This window comes from Pseudomonas sp. dw_612, assembly GCF_018449725.1.
Classification (GTDB): Bacteria; Pseudomonadota; Gammaproteobacteria; order Pseudomonadales; family Pseudomonadaceae; genus Aquipseudomonas.
On record NZ_JAAVVC010000023.1, the window covers coordinates 113,907 to 133,917 of the forward strand.

The following is a 20,011-nucleotide window of genomic DNA, read 5'->3' on the forward strand; positions in this document are numbered from 1 at the left end:
AACCTGAGCAGCAGCCCATAAAGCTGCCGCTCGTATTTTGAAGAAATGAGACAAGCAGGGGCATCCGGGCTGGTACCCGGACTATCAGCGTGATCCTAAGTGGCTTGTTTTGGTCGCTGCATTCGGACTTCTGCAAGTTTGCTCGGTGTCGACGCCGGTGGTGTTCCCCTAACCGAGGGTGACCAAGCATGCAAGAAAGCGTGATGCAGCGCATGTGGAACAGCGCCTACCTATCCGGTAGTAACGCTGCCTATGTGGAAGAGCTCTATGAGCTCTACCTGCACGACCCTAACGCTGTGCCAGAAGAGTGGCGCACCTACTTTCAGAAGTTGCCCGCTGACGGCAACACTGCCACCGATGTTTCGCACTCCACAATTCGCGATCATTTCGTCTTGCTGGCAAAGAACCAGCGCCGCGCACAACCGGTTTCCGCCGGCAGCGTGAGCAGTGAGCACGAGAAGAAGCAAGTTGAAGTGCTGCGATTGATCCAGGCCTACCGTATGCGTGGCCACCAGGCAGCCCAGCTTGACCCGCTGGGGCTGTGGCAGCGTCCTGCACCTGCAGACCTGTCGATCAATCATTACGGCTTGACCAATGCCGATCTTGATACGACCTTCCGTGCCGGCGACCTGTTCATCGGCAAAGAGGAGGCGAGCCTACGCGAAATTCACGAAGCGTTGCAGCAGACATATTGCCGCACCATTGGCGCTGAATTCACGCACATCACCGATTCCGAGCAGCGTCACTGGTTCCAGCAGCGTCTGGAAAGCGTGCGTGGCCGTCCAACGTACTCCGCCGACATCAAGAGCCACCTGCTCGAACGCGTCACTGCCGGCGAAGGTCTGGAAAAATACCTGGGCACCAAATACCCGGGTACCAAGCGCTTCGGTCTGGAAGGCGGCGAAAGCCTGATTCCGATGCTCGACGAGCTGATCCAGCGTTCCGGTTCCTACGGCACCAAGGAAATCGTGATCGGCATGGCCCACCGTGGCCGTCTCAACGTGCTGGTCAACACCTTCGGCAAGAACCCGCGCGAGTTGTTCGACGAGTTCGAAGGCAAGAAGAAGGTCGAGCTGGGTTCCGGTGACGTTAAGTATCACCAGGGCTTCTCGTCCAACGTCATGACCACCGGCGGTGAAGTTCACCTGGCCATGGCCTTCAACCCGTCCCACCTGGAAATCGTTTCTCCAGTGGTCGAGGGTTCGGTTCGCGCCCGTCAGGATCGTCGTAACGATCCTACCGGCGAGAAGGTTCTGCCGATCTCCATCCACGGTGACGCGGCATTCGCCGGTCAGGGCGTGGTGATGGAAACCTTCCAGATGTCGCAGACCCGCGGTTTCAAAACCGGCGGCACCGTGCACATCGTGATCAACAACCAGGTCGGTTTCACCATCAGCAACCCGCTGGACTCGCGGTCCACCGAGTACGCCACCGACGTCGCGAAAATGATCCAGGCGCCGATCCTCCATGTAAATGGTGATGATCCGGAAGCCGTATTGTTCGTGACCCAGCTGGCCATCGACTACCGCATGCAGTTCAAGCGTGACGTGGTAATCGACCTGGTCTGCTACCGTCGTCGCGGCCACAACGAAGCTGACGAGCCTAGCGGCACCCAGCCTCTGATGTACCAGCAGATCGCCAAGCAGCGCACCACCCGAGAGTTGTACGCCGAACGCCTGACCCAGGCCGGTGTGGTGGATGATGAGCGCGTTCAGGCCAAGATCGACGAGTACCGCAACGCGCTGGACAACGGTCTGCATGTTGTGAAAAGCCTGGTCAAAGAGCCGAACAAAGAGTTGTTCGTGGACTGGCGTCCGTACCTGGGCCACGCCTGGACTGCACGTCACGACACGCGTTTCGACCTGAAAACCTTGCAGGAACTGTCCGCCAAGCTGCTGGAAATTCCGGAAGGCTTCGTGGTTCAGCGCCAGGTCTCGAAGATCTACGAAGACCGTCAGAAAATGCAAGTCGGCGGCCTGCCGATCAACTGGGGTTACGCCGAAACCATGGCGTACGCGACCCTGGCGTTCGAAGGTCACCCGATCCGCATGACCGGTCAGGACATCGGCCGCGGTACGTTCTCGCACCGTCACGCTGTGTTGCACAACCAGAAAGATTCCGGCAGCTACATTCCGCTGCAGAACCTGTACAAAGGCCAGCCACGTTTCGACCTGTACGATTCGTTCCTGTCCGAAGAAGCCGTACTGGCGTTCGAATACGGTTACTCGACCACCACGCCTGAGGCGCTGGTGATCTGGGAAGCCCAGTTCGGCGATTTCGCCAACGGTGCCCAGGTGGTTATCGACCAGTTCATCACCAGTGGCGAGCACAAGTGGGGCCGTCTCTGCGGTCTGACGATGCTGCTGCCGCACGGTTATGAAGGCCAGGGCCCGGAGCACTCTTCGGCACGTCTGGAGCGTTACCTGCAACTGTGCGCCGAGCACAACATTCAGGTAGCGGTACCGACCACGCCGGCCCAGATCTACCACTTGCTGCGTCGTCAGGTGATTCGCCCGCTGCGCAAGCCATTGATCGTTCTGACTCCGAAGTCGCTGTTGCGTCACAAGCTCGCCATATCGACCCTGGAAGATCTGGCCGAAGGTTCGTTCCAGACCGTGATCCCGGAAATCGATGCCCAAGACCCGAAAAAGGTCGAGCGCATTGTTCTGTGTAGCGGCAAGGTCTACTACGACCTGCTGGAAAAACGCCGTGCCGAAGGTCGTGATGACATCGCCATCGTGCGTATCGAGCAGCTGTACCCATTCCCTGAGGACGACTTGAACGAAGTCCTGGCTCCGTACACCAACCTCAAACATATCGTTTGGTGTCAGGAAGAGCCGATGAACCAGGGTGCCTGGTACTGCAGCCAACACCACATGCGTCGCATCGTTGGCAATCACAACAAGGCACTCGTTCTCGAGTACGCCGGCCGTGATGCTTCCGCTGCACCGGCTTGTGGTTATGCATCGATGCACGCTGAGCAGCAGGAAAAACTGTTGCAAGACGCGTTTACCGTTTAACGCCTTCGCGCACCTGAAACCGAATTTAAGGACCCACAGATAATGGCTATCGAAATCAAAGCCCCCACTTTCCCGGAATCGGTTGCCGATGGCACCGTTGCCACCTGGCACAAAAAACCAGGCGACGCCGTCAAGCGTGATGACCTGATCGTCGATATCGAAACCGACAAAGTGGTACTGGAAGTGTTGGCCACCGCCGATGGCGTGCTGGGCGCTATCGTCAAGAACGAAGGCGACACCGTTCTGTCCGACGAAGTCCTGGGCTCGATCGAAGCGGGCGGCGCTGCTGCTGCCGCTCCGGCTGCTGCCGCTGCTCCGGCCGCTGCACAAGCTGCTGCTCCGGCTGCCGAAGGCGAAGACGATCCTGTTGCTGCACCGGCTGCTCGCAAGCTGGCTGAAGAAAACGGCATCAACATCGCTTCCGTTGCCGGCACCGGCAAGGGCGGTCGTGTGACCAAGGAAGACGTGGTAGCCGCTGTTGCTGCCAAGAAAGCCGCTCCGGCTGCCGCGCCTGCCAAGGCCGCTGCTCCGGCTGCCGCTGCTCCTGTGTTCGCCGCTGGCGACCGCATCGAGAAGCGCGTACCGATGACCCGCGTGCGGGCCACCGTTGCCAAGCGTCTGGTAGAAGCTCAGTCGAACATGGCGATGCTGACCACGTTCAACGAAGTCGACATGACCGAAGTCATGGCCCTGCGTTCGAAGTACAAAGACCTGTTCGAGAAGTCCCACAACGGCGTGCGTCTGGGCTTCATGTCGTTCTTCGTCAAGGCTGCCACCGAAGCGCTGAAACGCTTCCCGGCTGTCAACGCGTCGATCGACGGTGCTGACATCGTTTACCACGGTTATGCCGACGTCGGCGTGGCTGTTTCCAGCGACCGCGGCCTGGTTGTACCGGTTCTGCGTAACGCCGAGCTGATGAGCCTGGCTGAAATCGAAGGCGGCATCGCCGCTTTCGGCAAGAAGGCTCGCGACGGCAAGCTGTCGATGGACGAAATGACCGGTGGTACGTTCACCATCACCAACGGTGGTACCTTCGGTTCGATGATGTCGACTCCGATCGTCAACCCGCCGCAAGCGGCCATCCTGGGCATGCACAACATTTTGCAGCGTCCTATGGCGATCAACGGTCAGGTCGTTATCCGTCCGATGATGTACCTGGCTCTGTCCTACGATCACCGTCTGATCGATGGCAAAGAAGCTGTGACCTTCCTGGTTACCATCAAGAACCTGCTGGAAGACCCGGCTCGTTTGCTGCTGGATATCTGATAGAAGCAGCTGCAGGTTTCAAGCTTCAAGCTGCAAGCAATTGCAGCTTGGCTTGAGGCTTGCGGCTTCAAGCTTGTTGCCAAAAGAGGATTTTTTGAATGTCGCAGAAATTTGACGTAGTAGTGATCGGTGCAGGCCCTGGCGGCTACGTGGCTGCCATCAAAGCAGCGCAACTGGGTCTCACCACTGCCTGCATCGAGAAATACACCGACAAGGAAGGCAAACTGGCTCTGGGCGGTACTTGCCTGAACGTCGGCTGCATTCCATCCAAGGCGCTGCTGGACAGCTCCTGGAAATACAAGGAAGCCAAAGAAGGCTTCGCGATCCACGGTATCAATCACGCTGGCGTGACCATGGACGTGGCGGCAATGGTTGGCCGTAAAGCCAACATCGTCAAAGGCCTGACCTCTGGCGTTGCCACCCTGTTCAAGGCCAACGGCGTTACTTCCCTGCAAGGCCACGGCAAATTGCTGGCCGGCAAGAAAGTCGAGCTGACCAAGCCAGACGGCACCGTTGAAATCATCGAAGCCGAGAACGTGATCCTGGCATCGGGTTCGCGTCCAATCGACATTCCACCGGCTCCGGTTGACCAGAACGTGATCGTCGATTCGACCGGCGCACTGGAATTCGCGGCCGTACCTAAGCGTCTGGGCGTGATTGGCGCTGGCGTGATCGGTCTGGAATTGGGTTCGGTATGGTCCCGTCTGGGCGCTGAAGTGACTGTTCTGGAAGCCCTGGAGAAGTTCCTGCCAGCCGCTGACGAAGCCGTTTCGAAAGAAGCCTACAAGACCCTCACCAAACAAGGTCTGGACATCAAGCTGGGCGCTCGCGTCACCGGTTCCAAAGTGAACGGCGACGAAGTCGTCGTGAACTACACCGATGCCAATGGCGAACAGAACATCACCTTCGACAAGCTGATTGTTGCCGTTGGTCGCCGTCCAGTGACCACCGAGCTGCTGGCAGCTGACAGCGGTGTAAACATCGACGAACGTGGTTTCGTTTTCGTTGACGACCAGTGCGCTACCAGCGTGCCGGGCGTTTTCGCAATCGGTGACGTGGTTCGCGGCATGATGCTGGCGCACAAGGCGTCCGAAGAAGGCATCATGGTTGTAGAGCGCATCAAGGGCCACAAAGCCCAGATCAACTATGACCTGATCCCGTCTGTTATTTATACTCACCCGGAAATCGCGTGGGTCGGTAAAACCGAGCAAACCTTGAAAGCTGAAGGCGTTGAAGTTAACGTCGGCACTTTCCCGTTCGCAGCCAGTGGCCGTGCCATGGCAGCCAACGACACCGGCGGTTTCGTGAAAGTCATTGCTGATGCCAAGACTGACCGCGTACTGGGCGTCCACGTGATTGGCCCGAGCGCTGCAGAACTGGTTCAGCAGGGCGCGATCGGTATGGAATTCGGCACCAGTGCCGAAGACCTGGGCATGATGGTTTTCTCCCATCCGACCCTGTCCGAAGCCTTGCACGAAGCTGCTCTGGCAGTGAATGGCGGCGCCATTCACATCGCCAACCGCAAGAAGCGTTAAGACAAGACAATAAGAAACCACGGCGGAAGGCCCGTCGTGAGCCTTGCGTGCAAGACTCACCGCGGAATGTCCGCCGGACGCAGCCTTGCGTAGTCTCACCGGTTATCCGGAACACCTACGCAAGCAGCAGTCACAGGTGGTGCGGCACTTGAACAAGTGCAGCACCGAATGCGCAGTACCTAACGAAGACGGTAATAAGCATGAATCTTCACGAGTATCAGGGTAAGCAGCTGTTCGCTGAGTACGGCCTGCCAGTATCCCAGGGTTTCGCCGTAGACACCCCGGAAGCAGCAGCAGAAGCGTGCGACAAGATCGGCGGGACCGAATGGGTTGTCAAAGCCCAGGTTCACGCAGGTGGTCGCGGTAAAGCGGGCGGCGTTAAGCTGGTTCGCAGCAAAGAAGACGCCAAAGCATTCGCTCAACAGTGGTTGGGCAAGCGTCTGGTGACTTACCAGACTGATGCCAATGGTCAGCCAGTCACCAAGATCCTGGTTGAATCGTGCACTGATATCGCTAAAGAGCTGTACCTGGGCGCTGTCGTTGACCGTTCGAGCCGTCGCATCGTGTTCATGGCTTCCACCGAAGGTGGCGTGGACATCGAGAAAATCGCTCACGACACTCCAGAAAAAATTCTGAAAGCCACCATCGATCCACTGGTTGGCGCTCAGCCATTCCAGGGTCGCGAGCTGGCATTCCAGCTGGGTCTGGAAGGCAAGCAAGTTGCTCAGTTCGCCAAGATCTTCGTAGGTCTGGCCAAGCTGTTCAAGGATCACGACCTGGCTCTGCTGGAAGTGAACCCGCTGGTGATCAAGGCTGACGGCGATCTGCATTGCCTCGACGCCAAGATCAACATCGACGCCAACGCCATGTACCGTCAGCCTAAGCTGAAGACTTTCCACGATCCGTCGCAAGACGATCCGCGCGAAGCGCACGCTGCCAAGTTCGAACTGAACTACGTAGCACTGGAAGGCAACATCGGTTGCATGGTCAACGGTGCTGGCCTGGCCATGGGTACCATGGACATCGTCAACCTGCATGGCGGCAAACCAGCCAACTTCCTCGACGTGGGCGGCGGTGCTACCAAAGAACGCGTTACCGAAGCGTTCAAGATCATCCTGTCCGACACTAACGTCGCTGCAGTATTGGTCAACATCTTCGGCGGCATCGTTCGTTGCGACATGATTGCCGAAGGCATCATCGGTGCAGTGAAAGAAGTCGGCGTGAAAATCCCGGTTGTTGTTCGCCTTGAAGGCAACAACGCTGAGCTGGGCGCTAAAGTACTGGCAGAAAGCGGTTTGAACATCATCGCTGCTACCAGCCTGACCGACGCTGCTCAACAAGTTGTCAAAGCTGCGGAGGGCAAATAATGAGCGTCCTGATCAATAAAGACACCAAAGTTATCTGCCAGGGTATTACCGGTTCGCAAGGTAGTTTCCACACCCAGCAAGCCATCGAATACGGCACCAAGATGGTGGGTGGCGTTACTCCTGGTAAAGGCGGCACCGAGCACCTGGGCCTGCCAGTGTTCAACACCGTGAAAGATGCTGTAGCTGCCACTGGCGCCACCGCCAGCGTGATCTACGTTCCAGCTCCTTTCTGCAAAGACTCCATCCTGGAAGCAGCATTCGGCGGCATCAAGCTGATCGTTTGCATCACTGAAGGCATTCCTACCCTGGACATGCTGGATGCCAAGGTCAAGTGCGACGAACTGGGCGTAGTCCTGATCGGTCCTAACTGCCCAGGCGTGATCACTCCAGGCGAATGCAAGATCGGCATCATGCCAGGTCACATTCACTTGCCAGGCAAGGTCGGTATCGTTTCCCGTTCCGGCACCCTGACCTACGAAGCTGTGAAGCAGACGACTGACGCCGGTTTCGGTCAGTCGACTTGCGTCGGCATCGGTGGTGACCCGATCCCGGGTTCGAACTTCATCGACATCCTGAAGCTGTTCCAGGAAGACCCGAAGACCGAAGCGATCGTGATGATCGGCGAGATCGGCGGTTCGGCTGAAGAAGAAGCGGCTGCCTACATCAAGGCACACGTGACCAAGCCGGTTGTTTCCTACATCGCTGGTGTGACTGCCCCTGCGGGCAAGCGCATGGGCCATGCTGGCGCAATCATCTCTGGCGGCAAAGGCACTGCAGACGAGAAGTTTGCTGCCCTGGAAGACGCAGGCGTTAAAACCGTGCGTTCGCTGGCAGACATCGGCAAGGCTTTGTCCGAGCTGACCGGTTGGGCGATCAAATAAGCCTCGCGCTTAGCTGACGCTTCACCAAACAAAGGCCACCTTCGGGTGGCCTTTGTCGTTTCTGGGGTTTGTGTCTTCAGTGAGGGCCTCTTCGCGAGCAAGCCCGCTCCCACATGGAATCTGGAGTGTTCACAAATAATAGGTTCACAGGAGATCCCATGTGGGAGCGGGCTTGCTCGCGAAGGCGTACTTACAGGCGCCAACCATTTACATGCAAAAACGCGACACAGAAATGTCGCATATCGGATAGTTCGCCCTCTAACAGTGCGTTCGTCGGGCAAATTCGTTAGGCTAGCAGCCATTTTTGCGTCCGCAGCCCACAAGGCCGCTACGCGCTAAACGGGTTGGTCCTATTCGGATCGACAGCATTTCCCTCACCCAACAGGGAAATCCCTCTCTAAATTCCGATTCGGTAGTGTGGTATTTCCTTAATGAAAGTGTTGAAAGGCCAGGACATCCTGGCACTTGGTTTTATGACGTTTGCCCTGTTTGTCGGGGCTGGCAACATCATCTTCCCGCCTATCGTCGGTTTGCAGTCCGGGCCTAATGTCTGGATGGCGGCGCTGGGCTTCCTGATCACGGCGGTCGGCCTGCCGGTGATCACCGTTGTCGCCCTGGCCAAGGTCGGCGGTGCCATGGATGCGTTGAGCAGCCCGATCGGAAAAGTCGCCGGTGGCATTCTGGCCGCTGCGTGCTACCTGGCGGTCGGCCCGTTGTTCGCCACGCCGCGCACCGCCACGGTGTCCTTCGAAGTGGGCTTGGCGCCGCTGACCGGCGAGAGCCCGCTGGCGCTGTTCCTCTACAGCTCGGTGTACTTCCTGCTGGTGTTTTTCATCTCGCTCTATCCGGGTCGTCTGCTGGACACCGTAGGACGTTTCCTCGCACCGCTGAAGATCATCGCCCTGGCCGTGCTTGGCATCGCGGCGTTCGCCTTGCCGGCCGGTGATATCGGCGTGGCCACCCCGGAATACGTGGCGGCACCGTTCTCCCAAGGCTTCATCAATGGTTACTTGACCATGGATACCCTGGGCGCGCTGGTGTTCGGCATCGTTATCGTTAACGCGATCCGCTCCCGTGGCGTCGAGTCGCCTGCGTTGATCACCCGTTACGCGATCATTGCCGGGATGATTGCCGGCGTCGGTCTGGCGCTGGTTTACGTCAGCCTGTTCCGCCTCGGTTCCGGCAGCCATGAAGTGGCCGCCGGTGCTGCGAATGGCGCGGCGGTGCTGCACGCCTACGTGCAGCACACCTTCGGTTCGCTGGGCAGCGGTTTCCTCGCGGTGCTGATCTCGTTGGCGTGTCTGGTAACTGCGGTCGGCCTGACCTGTGCCTGCGCCGAGTACTTCAGCCGGGTGTTGCCTCTGTCCTACAAGACATTGGTCATCATCCTGGCGGTGTTCTCGCTGTTTGTGTCCAACCTGGGCCTGACCAAGCTGATTGCGTTCTCGATCCCGGTGCTGACCGCGATCTACCCGCCATGCATCGCCCTGGTCGCCCTGAGCTTCTGCAAGGACTTCTGGCGTGAACAGAGCCGCATTGTCGGCCCGGTGATGCTGGTGTCGTTCATCTTCGGCCTGATCGACGCCCTCAAGGGCGCCGGCCTGGCGGACTGGATGCCGACGCAGTTGTCGCATCTGCCGCTGAGCGAGCAAGGCCTGGCGTGGCTGGTGCCTTCGGTCATGACCCTGGTCGTGGCTGCCGTGTGCGACCGCATGCTCGGCAAGCGCGAAGAAGCGCTGGCGTAAACCTGAGCGCTCGCCACAAGCGGGCAACAGGTTGAAACACAAATGCCCCGTATCCATCGATACGGGGCATTTTTTATGGGGATGAGGCAGTGTCTTTTCCCGCGAACTAACGTCGAACCACTACCTGTAGGAGCAAGGCTTGCCCGCGATGACGGTGCATCAGTCGATAATTTATTCGGAAGTCATGCCGCCATCGCGGGCAAGCCTTGCTCCTACAGATTTCATTGTTGCCAATACATCACAAGGACCTGCATGTCGTTCATTCACGCCAACCTGATCCACCTGCTCGCCGCGCTCTGGTTTGTCATCTGCTGGGGCGGTTACACCCGTTATGCGACGTGGAAGGGCCGTGATACCGCGTGCCTGGCCAGCGTGTTGCACCTGTACCGCGAAGACTGGATGCGTCGCATGCTGTTGCGGGACAACCGCATCGCCGACGCCAGTGTGATCGGTAACCTGGAGCGTAACGCCTCGTTCTTCGCCTCCAGCACGTTGATTATCCTGGCGGGCATCCTCACGGTGCTCGGCGCTTCCGAACGGGCGGTGTCGTTGCTGGCGGACATTCCCATGGTCCAGCAGGCATCCCAGGGCATGTCGGAGATCAAGTTGCTGTGCCTGGCGCTGGTGTTTGTCTACGCGTTCTTCACCTTCAGTTGGTGCATGCGCCAATACAACTTCGCGGCGATCCTGGTCGGTTCGGCACCGATGATCGGTGAGCGGCATGTGTCCGAGCAGGAACGAAAAGCCTTTGCAGCACGGGCAGCGCGGGTGATTTCGATGGCCGCCAACCAGTTCAACTTCGGCCTGCGCTCTTACTATTTCGGCATGACCATGCTGGCGTGGTTCGTCAGTCCCTGGTTGTTCATGCTGATGAGCGCCGGCGTCGTGCTGGTGTTGTATCGCCGGGAGTTTCATTCCGACGTTCTCGACGTGATGGTCTATACCCCTACAGAGGCGCCATTGCCCGAAGCCACCAAAGAGGCCGCTTGATGAGTATTCCGTTCTGGTGTGTGTTTATCAGTGCATTGCTGATCTACGTGGCCCGCATGCCCGTGACCAAGGCCATGAAAGAGCAGGGCGGCTACAACAATCACTTGCCGCGCCAGCAACAGGCGCAACTGAGCGGCTTCGGTGCCCGTGCCGTGGCGGCCCATCAGAATTGTTTTGAGGCGTTCATCTTATTTGCGGTGGGGGTGTTGATGGCGCACACCACACAAACGGCGGGATGGCTGATCGATTCGCTGGCGATCATCTTTGTGATCACGCGGATTATTTATCTGTTGTGTTATTGGGGCGATCTTACCTGGCAGCGCAGTCTGGTGTGGTTCATCGGATTAGTCTGCTCGTTATTGCTGATGATTAGTCCGACTTTTAGAACCGTGTTGCTCTAATCCGGCAACTAACAGGCAAAAGAAAACCCGCACATGGCGGGTTTTCTTTTGTCACGCTAAAAACTGTATTAGTTTTTAGGTGCTTCAGTCGGAGCGGCCGGAGCGGACTCCTGAACAGCAGCTTTGTTCGATTCAGCCTGAGCTTTGGCAGCTTCGGCGTTTTCTTTCGCAGCGTCGTTCACTTTATCCTGAGCTTTGTTCATGTCTTGCTGAGCTTGCTCAGCATGTTGGTTAGCATCTTGAGCTTTGTCCTCGGATTTTTTATCGCAGGCAGCGAGACCGAGGGAAGCGGTCAACATCAAGGCAATAGCTAAAGTCTTACGCATGGGGTGTTTCTCCTTATGGAATATATCTACTGGCCTTTCGAGCACAGCCGTCAGCGATAAGTTCCTCATTTCATACAGATATATAAGTTTTTACCGCAATGGAACTTTTGGCTGATAACCAGATGCTTTGAACGGAAACTAAGAAGGGTACTTATCACATGGCCGAAAACCCCGTTTTTGAGCGTGCGACACGATTTCTATCCGCACTGCGGCATTGTCAGGTGCTGGGCTTGCGAGTTCACAGCGCGAGTACGGACGGACTAACGGTCGTCCTGCCCTACAGCCCGCAAATCGTCGGCAATCCGCAAACCGGTGTCATCCACGGTGGCGCCCTGACGTCGTTGATGGACACCGCACTCGGCATGTCCACCCTGTGCGTGTTACCGGAATTCGAGGTCTGTCCGACCCTCGATTTGCGCATCGACTACATGCACGCCGCCGAACCCCACAAGGACGTCTACGGCTTCGCCCAATGCTACCGGGTGACCACCGACGTGATCTTCGCCCGGGGCTTCGCCTACCAGGACGACCCGGAACAGCCCATCGCCCATGTCGTCGGCACCTTCATGCGCATGGGCAAGGGTATCAAGGGCACCAAGGGTTTTGGTGGCGCCATCGCCGGAGGTGCGAAATGACTGAGTCGTTCAAGGAACAACTTCAGCAGGCCCACGCGCAAGGGGACTACGCTTCGCTGCTGCATCTGATTCCCTACGCCAAGTTGATCGGCGTCGAATGTTCGCGGGTCGGGGATGAATTGCTGTTTCGCCTGCCGGCCAACAAGGACAACATTGGTAACCCTTTATTGCCGGCGATCCACGGCGGCGTGATCGCCGGATTCATGGAGCTGTCGGCCGCGTTGCACCTGTTGATCTTCACCGGTTCACCCGGTGTGCCGAAGATCATCGACTTCTCCCTCGATTACCTGCGCGCCGGGCAATTTCGCGATACCTGGGCCCGCTGCCAGGTGTGTCGACAAGGGCGGCGAGTCGCCAACGTGGCAATTACCGCCTGGCAAACCACCGAATCCGAGCCGATTGCCACGGCCCGAGGGCATTTCAAAATCGAAGAGCCCTTGAAATCCTGAACTCAGCCCCAAACTCTGATGACAACCCGCCGTCGACCCTGAAGGTCACGGCCACTGCCATCTGATTGGAGTTTGATGACCATGAGTGTGGAAACTCAAAAGGAAACCCTGGGCTTCCAGACCGAGGTGAAGCAACTGCTGCACCTCATGATCCATTCGCTGTATTCCAACAAGGAAATTTTCCTTCGCGAGTTGATCTCGAACGCCTCTGACGCTGTCGACAAATTACGTTTCGAAGCCCTGTCCAAGCCTGAGTTGCTGGAAGGTGGCGCCGAACTGAAAATCCGTGTGAGCTTCGACAAGGACGCGAAAACCGTCACCCTCGAAGACAACGGTATCGGCATGAGCCGCGAAGACGCGATCACCCATCTGGGCACGATCGCCAAGTCCGGCACCGCTGATTTCATGAAACACCTGTCTGGCGATCAGAAGAAAGATTCGCACCTGATCGGTCAATTCGGTGTGGGTTTCTACTCTGCATTCATCGTTGCCGACAAAGTCGACGTGTTCAGCCGTCGTGCCGGTGCTGCTGCCAGCGAAGGCGTGCACTGGTCGTCCAAAGGCGAGGGTGACTTCGAAGTTGCCACTGTCGAGAAAGCCGAGCGCGGCACCCGTATCGTCCTGCACCTGAAGTCCGGTGAAGACGAGTTTGCCGATGGCTGGCGTCTGCGCAACGTCATCAAGAAGTACTCCGATCACATCGCTTTGCCGATCGAGTTGCCGAAAGAAGTGGCCGCCGCTGAAGGCGAAGAGAAACCGGCTGTTGAATGGGAAACCGTCAACCGCGCCAGCGCCCTGTGGACCCGTCCTCGCACCGAGATCAAGGACGAGGAATACCAGGAGTTCTACAAGCACATCGCCCACGATTACGAAAACCCGCTGAGCTGGAGCCATAACAAGGTCGAAGGCAAGCTGGAATACAGCTCGTTGCTTTATGTACCGACCCGTGCTCCGTTCGACCTGTACCAGCGTGAAGCGCCGAAAGGCCTGAAGCTGTACGTGCAGCGTGTGTTCGTGATGGATCAGGCTGAGTCGTTCCTGCCGCTGTACCTGCGCTTCATCAAAGGCGTGGTCGATTCCAACGACCTGTCGCTGAACGTGTCGCGAGAGATTCTGCAGAAAGACCCGATCATCGATTCCATGAAGTCGGCGTTGACCAAACGCGTTCTGGACATGCTGGAAAAGCTGGCGAAGAACGAGCCTGAGCAATACAAAGGCTTCTGGAAAAACTTCGGCCAGGTGATGAAAGAAGGCCCGGCTGAAGATTTCGCCAACAAAGAGAAAATCGCTGGTCTGCTGCGCTTCGCGTCCACTCAGGGCGAAGAAGGCGAGCAAGTGGTCGGTCTGGCTGACTATCTGGCACGCGCCAAGGAAGGTCAGGACAAGATCTACTACCTGACCGGCGAAACCTACGCCCAAGTCAAAAACAGCCCGCACCTGGAAGTCTTCCGCAAGAAAGGCATCGAAGTGCTGCTGCTGACCGACCGCATCGACGAGTGGCTGATGAGCTACCTCAGCGACTTCGACGGCAAGAGCTTTGTCGACGTGGCGCGCGGTGACCTGGACCTCGGCAACCTGGATTCGGAAGAGGACAAGAAAGCTGCGGAAGAAGTCGCCAAGTCCAAAGAAGGTCTGGTTGAGCGTCTGAAAACCGCACTGGGCGATTCCGTCGCTGAAGTTCGGGTTTCCCATCGTCTGACCGATTCCCCGGCGATCCTGGCCATCGGCGAACAGGACTTGGGTCTGCAGATGCGTCAGATCCTCGAAGCCAGCGGGCAGAAGGTTCCGGATTCGAAACCGATTTTCGAATTCAACCCGGCTCACCCGCTGATCGAGAAACTCGACGCCGAACAGAGCGACGAACGCTTCGGCGACCTGTCGCACATCCTGTTCGATCAGGCGGCCCTGGCGGCCGGCGACAGCTTGAAAGACCCGGCAGCCTACGTGCGCCGTCTCAACAAGCTGCTGGTTGAGCTGTCGGTTTAACTGAGTTGTACAAAAACCCGCTTCGGCGGGTTTTTTTTATCTTGAGTCTTAGGAGTTTGAGATGAGCCAAGTCACTGTGCGTTCCGTGGTCTATCAGCTTGATGGCCAGTCCTATGAAAGCCGCCTGGCCTTTGATGCCGACCATAAAGGCCCGCGCCCGGGTTTGCTGATGGCGCCGAACTGGATGGGTATTAGCGCCGGTGCCGAAGAGATTGCCAAGTCAGTGGCGGCCAAGGGCTATGTGGTGCTGATCGCGGACCTTTACGGTCAATCGGTGCGTCCGCAGAACGGCGACGAGGCGGGCGCGGCGATGATGCCGTTGAAAAATGATCGCGGCTTGCTGCGCCAGCGTATGCAGGTGGCTTTCGAGCAGTTGCAAGGTCAGGCCGACGTCGCGGTCGATACCTCGAAACTGGCGACCTTCGGTTTCTGCTTCGGCGGTTGCTGCGCGCTGGAACTGGCCCGCAGCGGTGCGCCGGTGAAAGCGGCGGTGTCGTTCCATGGCTCGCTGGATACGCCGAACGTCAACGATGCGAAAAACATCAAGGGCTCGGTGCTGGTGCTGCACGGTGCGTCCGATCCATTGGTGCCGAAAGAGCAACTGCCGGCGTTTGAAGCTGAAATGAACGCGGCGGGCGTGGATTGGCAACTGCTGAGCTACGGCGGCGCGGTGCACTCGTTTACCGACCCGCATGCGAATGTGCCGGGCAAGATGATGTATGACGCGAAGACTGCTGGGCGGGCTTTTGTGGCGATGCACAATTTGCTGGATGAAGTGTTCAAGCGCTAAAGGCGAAAAGCAAAAGCGCCCTCACCCTAACCCTCTCCCGGAGGGAGAGGGGACTGACCGAGGTGTTCTTGGCGCTACATCGACCTGAAACACCGAGTCGAACTCAGACTCTGAGTAACATGAAGATCTGCTCCCTTTCCCCCTCTCCCCTCTGGGGAGAGGGCTGGGGTGGATTTTCAGTCAAGCACAAACTTCAATGCCAACACACTCTATCGGGGCAGTTCAATCCTCTCACTTTCCCCCGGCACCGTCGGCCAATCCCCAGCCGCCCAGCGTCGGCGCGCCTCATCGATGGCGGCCGGATCGCTCGCCACAAAATTCCAGTTGATGCGCCGTGGCCCGTCCAGCGGCGCGCCGCCAAACAGCACGGCGTGACAGTCGCTCTCGGCAAACAGCGTCATTTCCTCGCCAACCGGCAATACCACCAGCGAATGCGGTTCTATCAGCTCGCCATCAAGCTGTGCTTCGCCGTCCAGCACATACAGTGCCCGCTCTTCATGCTCGGTGGGAATCAGCAATGTTGTCGCGGTTTGCAGGTTGAGTTCGGCGTACAACGTAGGAGAAAGCACCGGCACCGGCGATTCCAGGCAAAAGCCTGACCCGGCGATCATCCGGATCTTCACCCCGAGGTTGTCACTGACCGGCAGCGTGGTCGCCGGGTGATGGCTGTAATGCCCCGGACCTTGTTCGTGCTCCTTGGGCGATGCCAGCCAGATCTGCAAGCCGTGCATCGTGAAGCCACTGTCTTTCAATGCTTCGGGCGTGCGTTCAACGTGGGCGATGGCGCTGCCGGCGGTCATCCAGCTGACATCACCGGTGTCCACCACCTGATCGGAACCGAGGCTGTCCTTGTGCTGAATCTGCCCCTGGAACAGGTAGGTGAGGGTCGACAGGCCAATGTGCGGATGTTGTCGGATATTCATGCCTTTACCCGCCGGATAACGGGTTTCGAGCATGTGGTCGAAAAACACGAAAGGCCCGACGCTGCGGCATTTGGCTGACGGCAACGGGCGGAGAATGGGTTGGCCTTCGACGTCTTCGGCGCGGGGGCGGATCACGAGGGTCGGGTTCATGCTGCATTCCAGGCTGGGCGGGTGATGCGCAAAGCATAACCCGCCGCTGACATCGTCGTGATTACTGGCTGTCGAAGCCCTGTGGGGCGTGGGTTTCGATGCTGACGTCGGTGGTGGTCATCAATTTATGAATCGGGCAACGGTCCGCGACTCGCAGCAGTTCTTCGCGTTGGGCGTCAGTGAGTACACCTTTGAGCGTGAGGGTGACGTGCAAGGCGTATTTACCTTTCTGCTCTTCACTGTTGTCGCGTTTGACCTCGACGCCCACGCCAGTCAGCGGGATGTCCTTCTTCTTGGCATACATCTTCAAGGTCAAGGCCTTGCAGGCACCGAGGGCGGCATCGAAGTAATCATGAGGCTCCGGCGCCGAGCCTTCGCCGCCGGCGGACGTCGGCACATCGGCAAACAGTTCGTGGTCATCGATCTGGACAGTGTGACGAAAGCCTTCACTGGAAACGGTATTGACGGTAACAGTCATGGGAAACCTCTTCGGCAGTAGGAAAAGTCATTCGAGCAAAAACGGACCATGAAGGTATAGAGCATTCGTGCTGTGCTGCGTTCCACTTTCTTGTCGGCTGAACCCTCGTTGGCGCGGCGGGGTCTATCAGACTCATGCCTCGGAGAATGCCCGTGCCCCACACCCGCTTGAGCCTCGCCTGGCTATTGGTGCTTTGCAGCACATACGTCGACGCCCGCGACTATGCCTACAGCGATGCGCACCTGCATTACGTGGATTTCTTTCAGGAAACCGCAGGAATGCCGACATTGCTCAAGGCGATGGCTGACAACTCCATCGATCACGTGATGATTTCCGGCATCCCGGTGGCGAAGAAATGGCATGAAGACGAACCCAAGCGCCCGCGTTACTACGCGGGTGACGACGCCGACGCCTATTGGTACAGCGCGACCGATGTCATCGTGGCTGCCGCCGTGAATAAGCTCACCCCCGAGCAGCGTCAGCGTTTTCACCCGTTCCTGTCAGGCTTCAACCCCAACGATAAAAACTCCGAGGCGCATATCCAGCGCATGCTCGATCTCAATCCGGGGTTGTGGCAGGGCATCGGCGAAGTCTTTACCCGCCACGATGACCTGACGGCGCTGACCTCGGGTGATACGCCGCGTGCCAATAACGAGGCGATGACGCGGATCTATCACCTCGCCGCCGAGAATGATCTGCCGGTGATGCTGCATTCGAACATCACCTCCAAGCGTGAGAAAAATCCGCTGTACCTGGCGGAAATGGAAGAGCCGTTGCGTAATCACCCGCATACCCGGTTTATCTGGGCGCATGCCGGGACCAGCGTGGAAATCCATCGGCACCAGACGCAGCTGGATTTTCTGCTGCCGACGTTGACCCGGATGCTCGAGGCCTATCCCAACCTGTTCATCGACCTGTCCTGGAGCATGCTCACGCCCTATCTGCTGGATGAGCAGGGCAAGCCTCGGGATGAATGGCTGAAACTGGTGGAGCGCTTTCCCGAGCGCTTCATGCTGGGTTCGGATGTCGTGGGGCGTTTCAACAAGCTGGGTAAGGAAATGCGTAGCTTTGATCCGTTTCTCGACGCGTTGCCCGAAGACGTTGCGAGAAAAGTCGCACGGGATAATTTTCTGGCGGTGTTGCCCAAAGTCGTGCGCTGAAACGTTCCCGCCTGGCGATCGAAGTAGTAAGGCGTTTTGATATCACGTTTTGGTCTTACGCAAATTTTCCCGGGGCCGATACCGTCTTAAGCAACCCGCTGCAGGGATATGCAGTGAATTTTTGGAAGGAACCAAAGCAATGAGCATCCGCAGTCTCAATATTGCGCCGCGCGCGAGCCTGGGTTTTGGCCTGTTGGCGTTGATGGTGTTTGGGTTGGGGGCGTTTGCCCTGGCTCAGATGTCGAACATGCGCGCTCAGTCTGATCAGGTCGACAACAACTGGTTGCCCAGCGTAATGGCGGTCGGGGAGATGAGTCAGGACATGCTGCGCCTGAGGGCATTGACCATGCGGTTGCTGATCAACCGCGACCCTGCGGCGTTGGCGCAGAACGTCGGCAAACTCAATGAGCTCAAAGGTGTGCTCGGTGATGCGCAGCAGCGCTACAACGCGTTGATCGTGTTGCCCGAGGAGCGTTCGCTGTTTGATCGCTTCAAGGCATCGGAGCAAAAGTACCTGCAGTTTCAGGGGCAGGTGATGACGTTGTCTGCGCAAGGGCGGATCGAAGACGCGGCGCTCATCGTCAATGGTGAGATGAGCCCGTTGGCCGATGAAATCGCCGTTACCCTTAAATCCCTGGTGGAGCTGAACAAAGCTAACGCCAACCTGGCCACCGAGGCGGCGCGGCTGGTGTTCAGTCATTCGCGGGTCTGGGTCGGGGTGATGGTCGGGCTGGCGGCGTTGATGACTGTCGGCCTGGCCTTGCTGTTGACTCGCAGCATTGTGTTGCCGTTGGCCCAGTCGTTGCGGGTGGCCGAAGTGGTGGCGGGCGGTGATCTGACCGGCGACATCAGCATCAGCGGCAAAGACGAACCGGCGCGGCTGCTGCATGCGCTCAAGAGCATGCAGCAGAGCCTGCGGGACACCATTCGACGCATCTCCGATTCCTCCAGCCAATTGGCCTCGGCCTCGGAAGAACTCAGTTGCGTCACGGAAGACGCCACGCGCGGCTTGCATCAGCAAAGCCTGGAAATCGAGCAGGCCGCCACGGCGGTGAATCAGATGACGGCGGCGGTGGAGGAAGTGGCGAGCAACGCGGTGGCCACCTCCGAAGCGTCCCGGGAATCTGACCGCATCGCCCAGCACGGTCGCGCGCAGGTGCATCAGACGGTGCTGTCCATCGAATCCCTGGCGGATGACGTAACGGCCAATGCCAGCCAGGTCGAGGATCTGGCGCAGAAGGTCTACGGCATCAGCAAGGTGCTGGACGTGATTCGCTCGATTGCCGAGCAGACCAATCTGCTGGCCCTGAACGCGGCGATTGAAGCCGCGCGTGCCGGCGATGCCGGGCGCGGTTTTGCGGTGGTGGCGGACGAGGTGCGCGCGTTGGCCCATCGGACGCAGCAGTCGACCCAGGAAATCGAGCAGATGATCAGCGGCATCCAGCAAGGCACAGATTCCGCCGTCAGCTCGATGCAGCAGAGCAATAGCCGCGCGCGCTCGACCCTGGAAGTGGCGAAGGCGGCGGGTATGGCGCTGGAGGAGATTGCTGCGGCATTCACCTTGATCAATGAGTGCAATACCGTGATTGCCAGTGCCTCGGAGGAACAGGCGGCGGTGGCGCGGGAGGTGGATCGCAACCTGATGAATATCCGCGACCTGGCGTTGCAGACCTCGGCAGGGGCGAATCAGACTAGTGCGGCGAGCCAGGAGTTGTCGCGGTTGGCGGTGGATTTGAACAGCATGGTGGCGCGGTTCTCAGTCTAGTTTGTCAGTAAAGAACACCACTGAACCCTGTGGGAGCGGGCTTGCTCGCGAAAGCGGCGTGTCAGTCAACATCAATATCGCCTGACACACCGCATTCGCGAGCAAGCCCGCTCCCACAGGGTCCTGTATCTTTTTCCAAGGCAA

At 58.2% G+C, this 20,011-nt stretch carries 17 protein-coding genes; 14 read left to right on the plus strand and 3 right to left on the minus strand.

Going from position 1 to position 20,011, the window contains the following annotated elements:
• Positions 1-188: 188 nt before the first annotated feature.
• From HB680_RS27385 to HB680_RS27420, 8 genes are all read left to right on the plus strand, one after another.
• Positions 189-3,020: a 2-oxoglutarate dehydrogenase E1 component gene (locus HB680_RS27385; RefSeq protein ID WP_213941504.1), complete on the plus strand. Its 2,832-nt coding sequence runs from the start codon at positions 189-191 to the stop codon at positions 3,018-3,020.
• Positions 3,021-3,062: 42 nt separating this feature from the next.
• Entirely contained in the window at positions 3,063-4,286 is a 1,224-nt protein-coding gene (odhB, locus tag HB680_RS27390; protein WP_213941505.1) for a 2-oxoglutarate dehydrogenase complex dihydrolipoyllysine-residue succinyltransferase, read from the plus strand.
• A gap of 98 nt (positions 4,287-4,384) precedes the next feature.
• Positions 4,385-5,821, plus strand: coding sequence for a dihydrolipoyl dehydrogenase (gene lpdA, locus HB680_RS27395; RefSeq protein WP_213941506.1), 1,437 nt, complete (start codon positions 4,385-4,387; stop codon positions 5,819-5,821).
• A 200-nt stretch (positions 5,822-6,021) separates the two neighbouring features.
• The gene (gene sucC, locus HB680_RS27400; protein WP_008148602.1) at positions 6,022-7,188 is read left to right on the plus strand and encodes an ADP-forming succinate--CoA ligase subunit beta; all 1,167 of its coding nucleotides are present in this window, start codon (positions 6,022-6,024) and stop codon (positions 7,186-7,188) included.
• On the plus strand, positions 7,188-8,069 hold the full coding sequence (sucD, locus tag HB680_RS27405; RefSeq protein ID WP_008148605.1) for a succinate--CoA ligase subunit alpha: 882 nt from the start codon (positions 7,188-7,190) through the stop codon (positions 8,067-8,069). Before sucC ends, sucD begins: the two co-directional genes overlap by 1 nt.
• 431 nt (positions 8,070-8,500) lie before the next feature.
• A complete protein-coding gene (brnQ, locus tag HB680_RS27410) occupies positions 8,501-9,814 on the plus strand; it encodes a branched-chain amino acid transport system II carrier protein (protein WP_213941507.1) in 1,314 nt (437 codons plus the stop codon).
• A 252-nt stretch (positions 9,815-10,066) separates the two neighbouring features.
• The gene (locus HB680_RS27415; protein WP_213941508.1) at positions 10,067-10,804 is read left to right on the plus strand and encodes a DUF599 family protein; all 738 of its coding nucleotides are present in this window, start codon (positions 10,067-10,069) and stop codon (positions 10,802-10,804) included.
• Positions 10,804-11,205, plus strand: a complete 402-nt coding sequence (locus HB680_RS27420) for an MAPEG family protein (RefSeq protein ID WP_213941509.1) — start codon at positions 10,804-10,806, stop codon at positions 11,203-11,205. Before HB680_RS27415 ends, HB680_RS27420 begins: the two co-directional genes overlap by 1 nt.
• Positions 11,206-11,273: 68 nt before the next feature.
• Here HB680_RS27420 and HB680_RS27425 read toward each other — a convergent pair whose 3' ends face one another.
• Positions 11,274-11,531: a hypothetical protein gene (locus HB680_RS27425; protein ID WP_123599462.1), complete on the minus strand. Its 258-nt coding sequence runs from the start codon at positions 11,529-11,531 to the stop codon at positions 11,274-11,276.
• A 158-nt stretch (positions 11,532-11,689) separates the two neighbouring features.
• On the opposite strand from HB680_RS27425, the gene HB680_RS27430 reads away from it, so the two are divergent.
• The 4 genes from HB680_RS27430 to HB680_RS27445 all read left to right on the plus strand — a co-directional run bounded on the left by HB680_RS27430 (position 11,690) and on the right by HB680_RS27445 (position 15,391).
• Positions 11,690-12,166, plus strand: coding sequence for a PaaI family thioesterase (locus HB680_RS27430; RefSeq protein WP_213941510.1), 477 nt, complete (start codon positions 11,690-11,692; stop codon positions 12,164-12,166).
• Positions 12,163-12,615, plus strand: a complete 453-nt coding sequence (locus HB680_RS27435) for a PaaI family thioesterase (RefSeq protein WP_213941511.1) — start codon at positions 12,163-12,165, stop codon at positions 12,613-12,615. The genes HB680_RS27430 and HB680_RS27435 overlap by 4 nt, the downstream gene beginning before the upstream one ends.
• A gap of 81 nt (positions 12,616-12,696) precedes the next feature.
• A complete protein-coding gene (htpG, locus tag HB680_RS27440) occupies positions 12,697-14,601 on the plus strand; it encodes a molecular chaperone HtpG (RefSeq protein ID WP_213941512.1) in 1,905 nt (634 codons plus the stop codon).
• A gap of 61 nt (positions 14,602-14,662) precedes the next feature.
• The gene (locus HB680_RS27445) at positions 14,663-15,391 is read left to right on the plus strand and encodes a dienelactone hydrolase family protein (protein ID WP_213941513.1); all 729 of its coding nucleotides are present in this window, start codon (positions 14,663-14,665) and stop codon (positions 15,389-15,391) included.
• Between the two features lie 209 nt (positions 15,392-15,600).
• Here the strand turns inward: HB680_RS27445 and HB680_RS27450 are convergent, their stop codons facing one another.
• Both HB680_RS27450 and HB680_RS27455 read right to left on the minus strand, forming a co-directional pair.
• Positions 15,601-16,464, minus strand: coding sequence for a pirin family protein (locus HB680_RS27450; protein ID WP_213941514.1), 864 nt, complete (start codon positions 16,462-16,464; stop codon positions 15,601-15,603).
• A gap of 61 nt (positions 16,465-16,525) precedes the next feature.
• Entirely contained in the window at positions 16,526-16,942 is a 417-nt protein-coding gene (locus tag HB680_RS27455; RefSeq protein ID WP_213941515.1) for an OsmC family protein, read from the minus strand.
• 152 nt (positions 16,943-17,094) lie between these two features.
• Here HB680_RS27455 and HB680_RS27460 point away from each other — a divergent pair, with 152 nt between their 5' ends.
• Positions 17,095-18,102, plus strand: coding sequence for an amidohydrolase family protein (locus HB680_RS27460; RefSeq protein WP_213941516.1), 1,008 nt, complete (start codon positions 17,095-17,097; stop codon positions 18,100-18,102).
• 139 nt (positions 18,103-18,241) lie between these two features.
• Complete coding sequence (locus HB680_RS27465) at positions 18,242-19,867, plus strand: methyl-accepting chemotaxis protein (protein ID WP_213941517.1); 1,626 nt, start codon at positions 18,242-18,244, stop codon at positions 19,865-19,867.
• Positions 19,868-20,011: the final 144 nt, after the last annotated feature.

Excerpts from the sequence above, each read along its gene's own strand:
- HB680_RS27385 (WP_213941504.1), top strand. The coding sequence starts at position 189 with ATGCAAGAAAGCGTGATGCAGCGCATGTGGAACAGCGCCTACCTATCC.
- odhB (WP_213941505.1), top strand. The coding sequence starts at position 3,063 with ATGGCTATCGAAATCAAAGCCCCCACTTTCCCGGAATCGGTTGCCGAT.
- lpdA (WP_213941506.1), top strand. The coding sequence starts at position 4,385 with ATGTCGCAGAAATTTGACGTAGTAGTGATCGGTGCAGGCCCTGGCGGC.
- sucC (WP_008148602.1), top strand. The coding sequence starts at position 6,022 with ATGAATCTTCACGAGTATCAGGGTAAGCAGCTGTTCGCTGAGTACGGC.
- sucD (WP_008148605.1), top strand. The coding sequence starts at position 7,188 with ATGAGCGTCCTGATCAATAAAGACACCAAAGTTATCTGCCAGGGTATT.
- brnQ (WP_213941507.1), top strand. The coding sequence starts at position 8,501 with ATGAAAGTGTTGAAAGGCCAGGACATCCTGGCACTTGGTTTTATGACG.
- HB680_RS27415 (WP_213941508.1), top strand. The coding sequence starts at position 10,067 with ATGTCGTTCATTCACGCCAACCTGATCCACCTGCTCGCCGCGCTCTGG.
- HB680_RS27420 (WP_213941509.1), top strand. The coding sequence starts at position 10,804 with ATGAGTATTCCGTTCTGGTGTGTGTTTATCAGTGCATTGCTGATCTAC.
- HB680_RS27425 (WP_123599462.1), bottom strand. The coding sequence starts at position 11,531 with ATGCGTAAGACTTTAGCTATTGCCTTGATGTTGACCGCTTCCCTCGGT.
- HB680_RS27430 (WP_213941510.1), top strand. The coding sequence starts at position 11,690 with ATGGCCGAAAACCCCGTTTTTGAGCGTGCGACACGATTTCTATCCGCA.
- HB680_RS27435 (WP_213941511.1), top strand. The coding sequence starts at position 12,163 with ATGACTGAGTCGTTCAAGGAACAACTTCAGCAGGCCCACGCGCAAGGG.
- htpG (WP_213941512.1), top strand. The coding sequence starts at position 12,697 with ATGAGTGTGGAAACTCAAAAGGAAACCCTGGGCTTCCAGACCGAGGTG.
- HB680_RS27445 (WP_213941513.1), top strand. The coding sequence starts at position 14,663 with ATGAGCCAAGTCACTGTGCGTTCCGTGGTCTATCAGCTTGATGGCCAG.
- HB680_RS27450 (WP_213941514.1), bottom strand. The coding sequence starts at position 16,464 with ATGAACCCGACCCTCGTGATCCGCCCCCGCGCCGAAGACGTCGAAGGC.
- HB680_RS27455 (WP_213941515.1), bottom strand. The coding sequence starts at position 16,942 with ATGACTGTTACCGTCAATACCGTTTCCAGTGAAGGCTTTCGTCACACT.
- HB680_RS27465 (WP_213941517.1), top strand. The coding sequence starts at position 18,242 with ATGAGCATCCGCAGTCTCAATATTGCGCCGCGCGCGAGCCTGGGTTTT.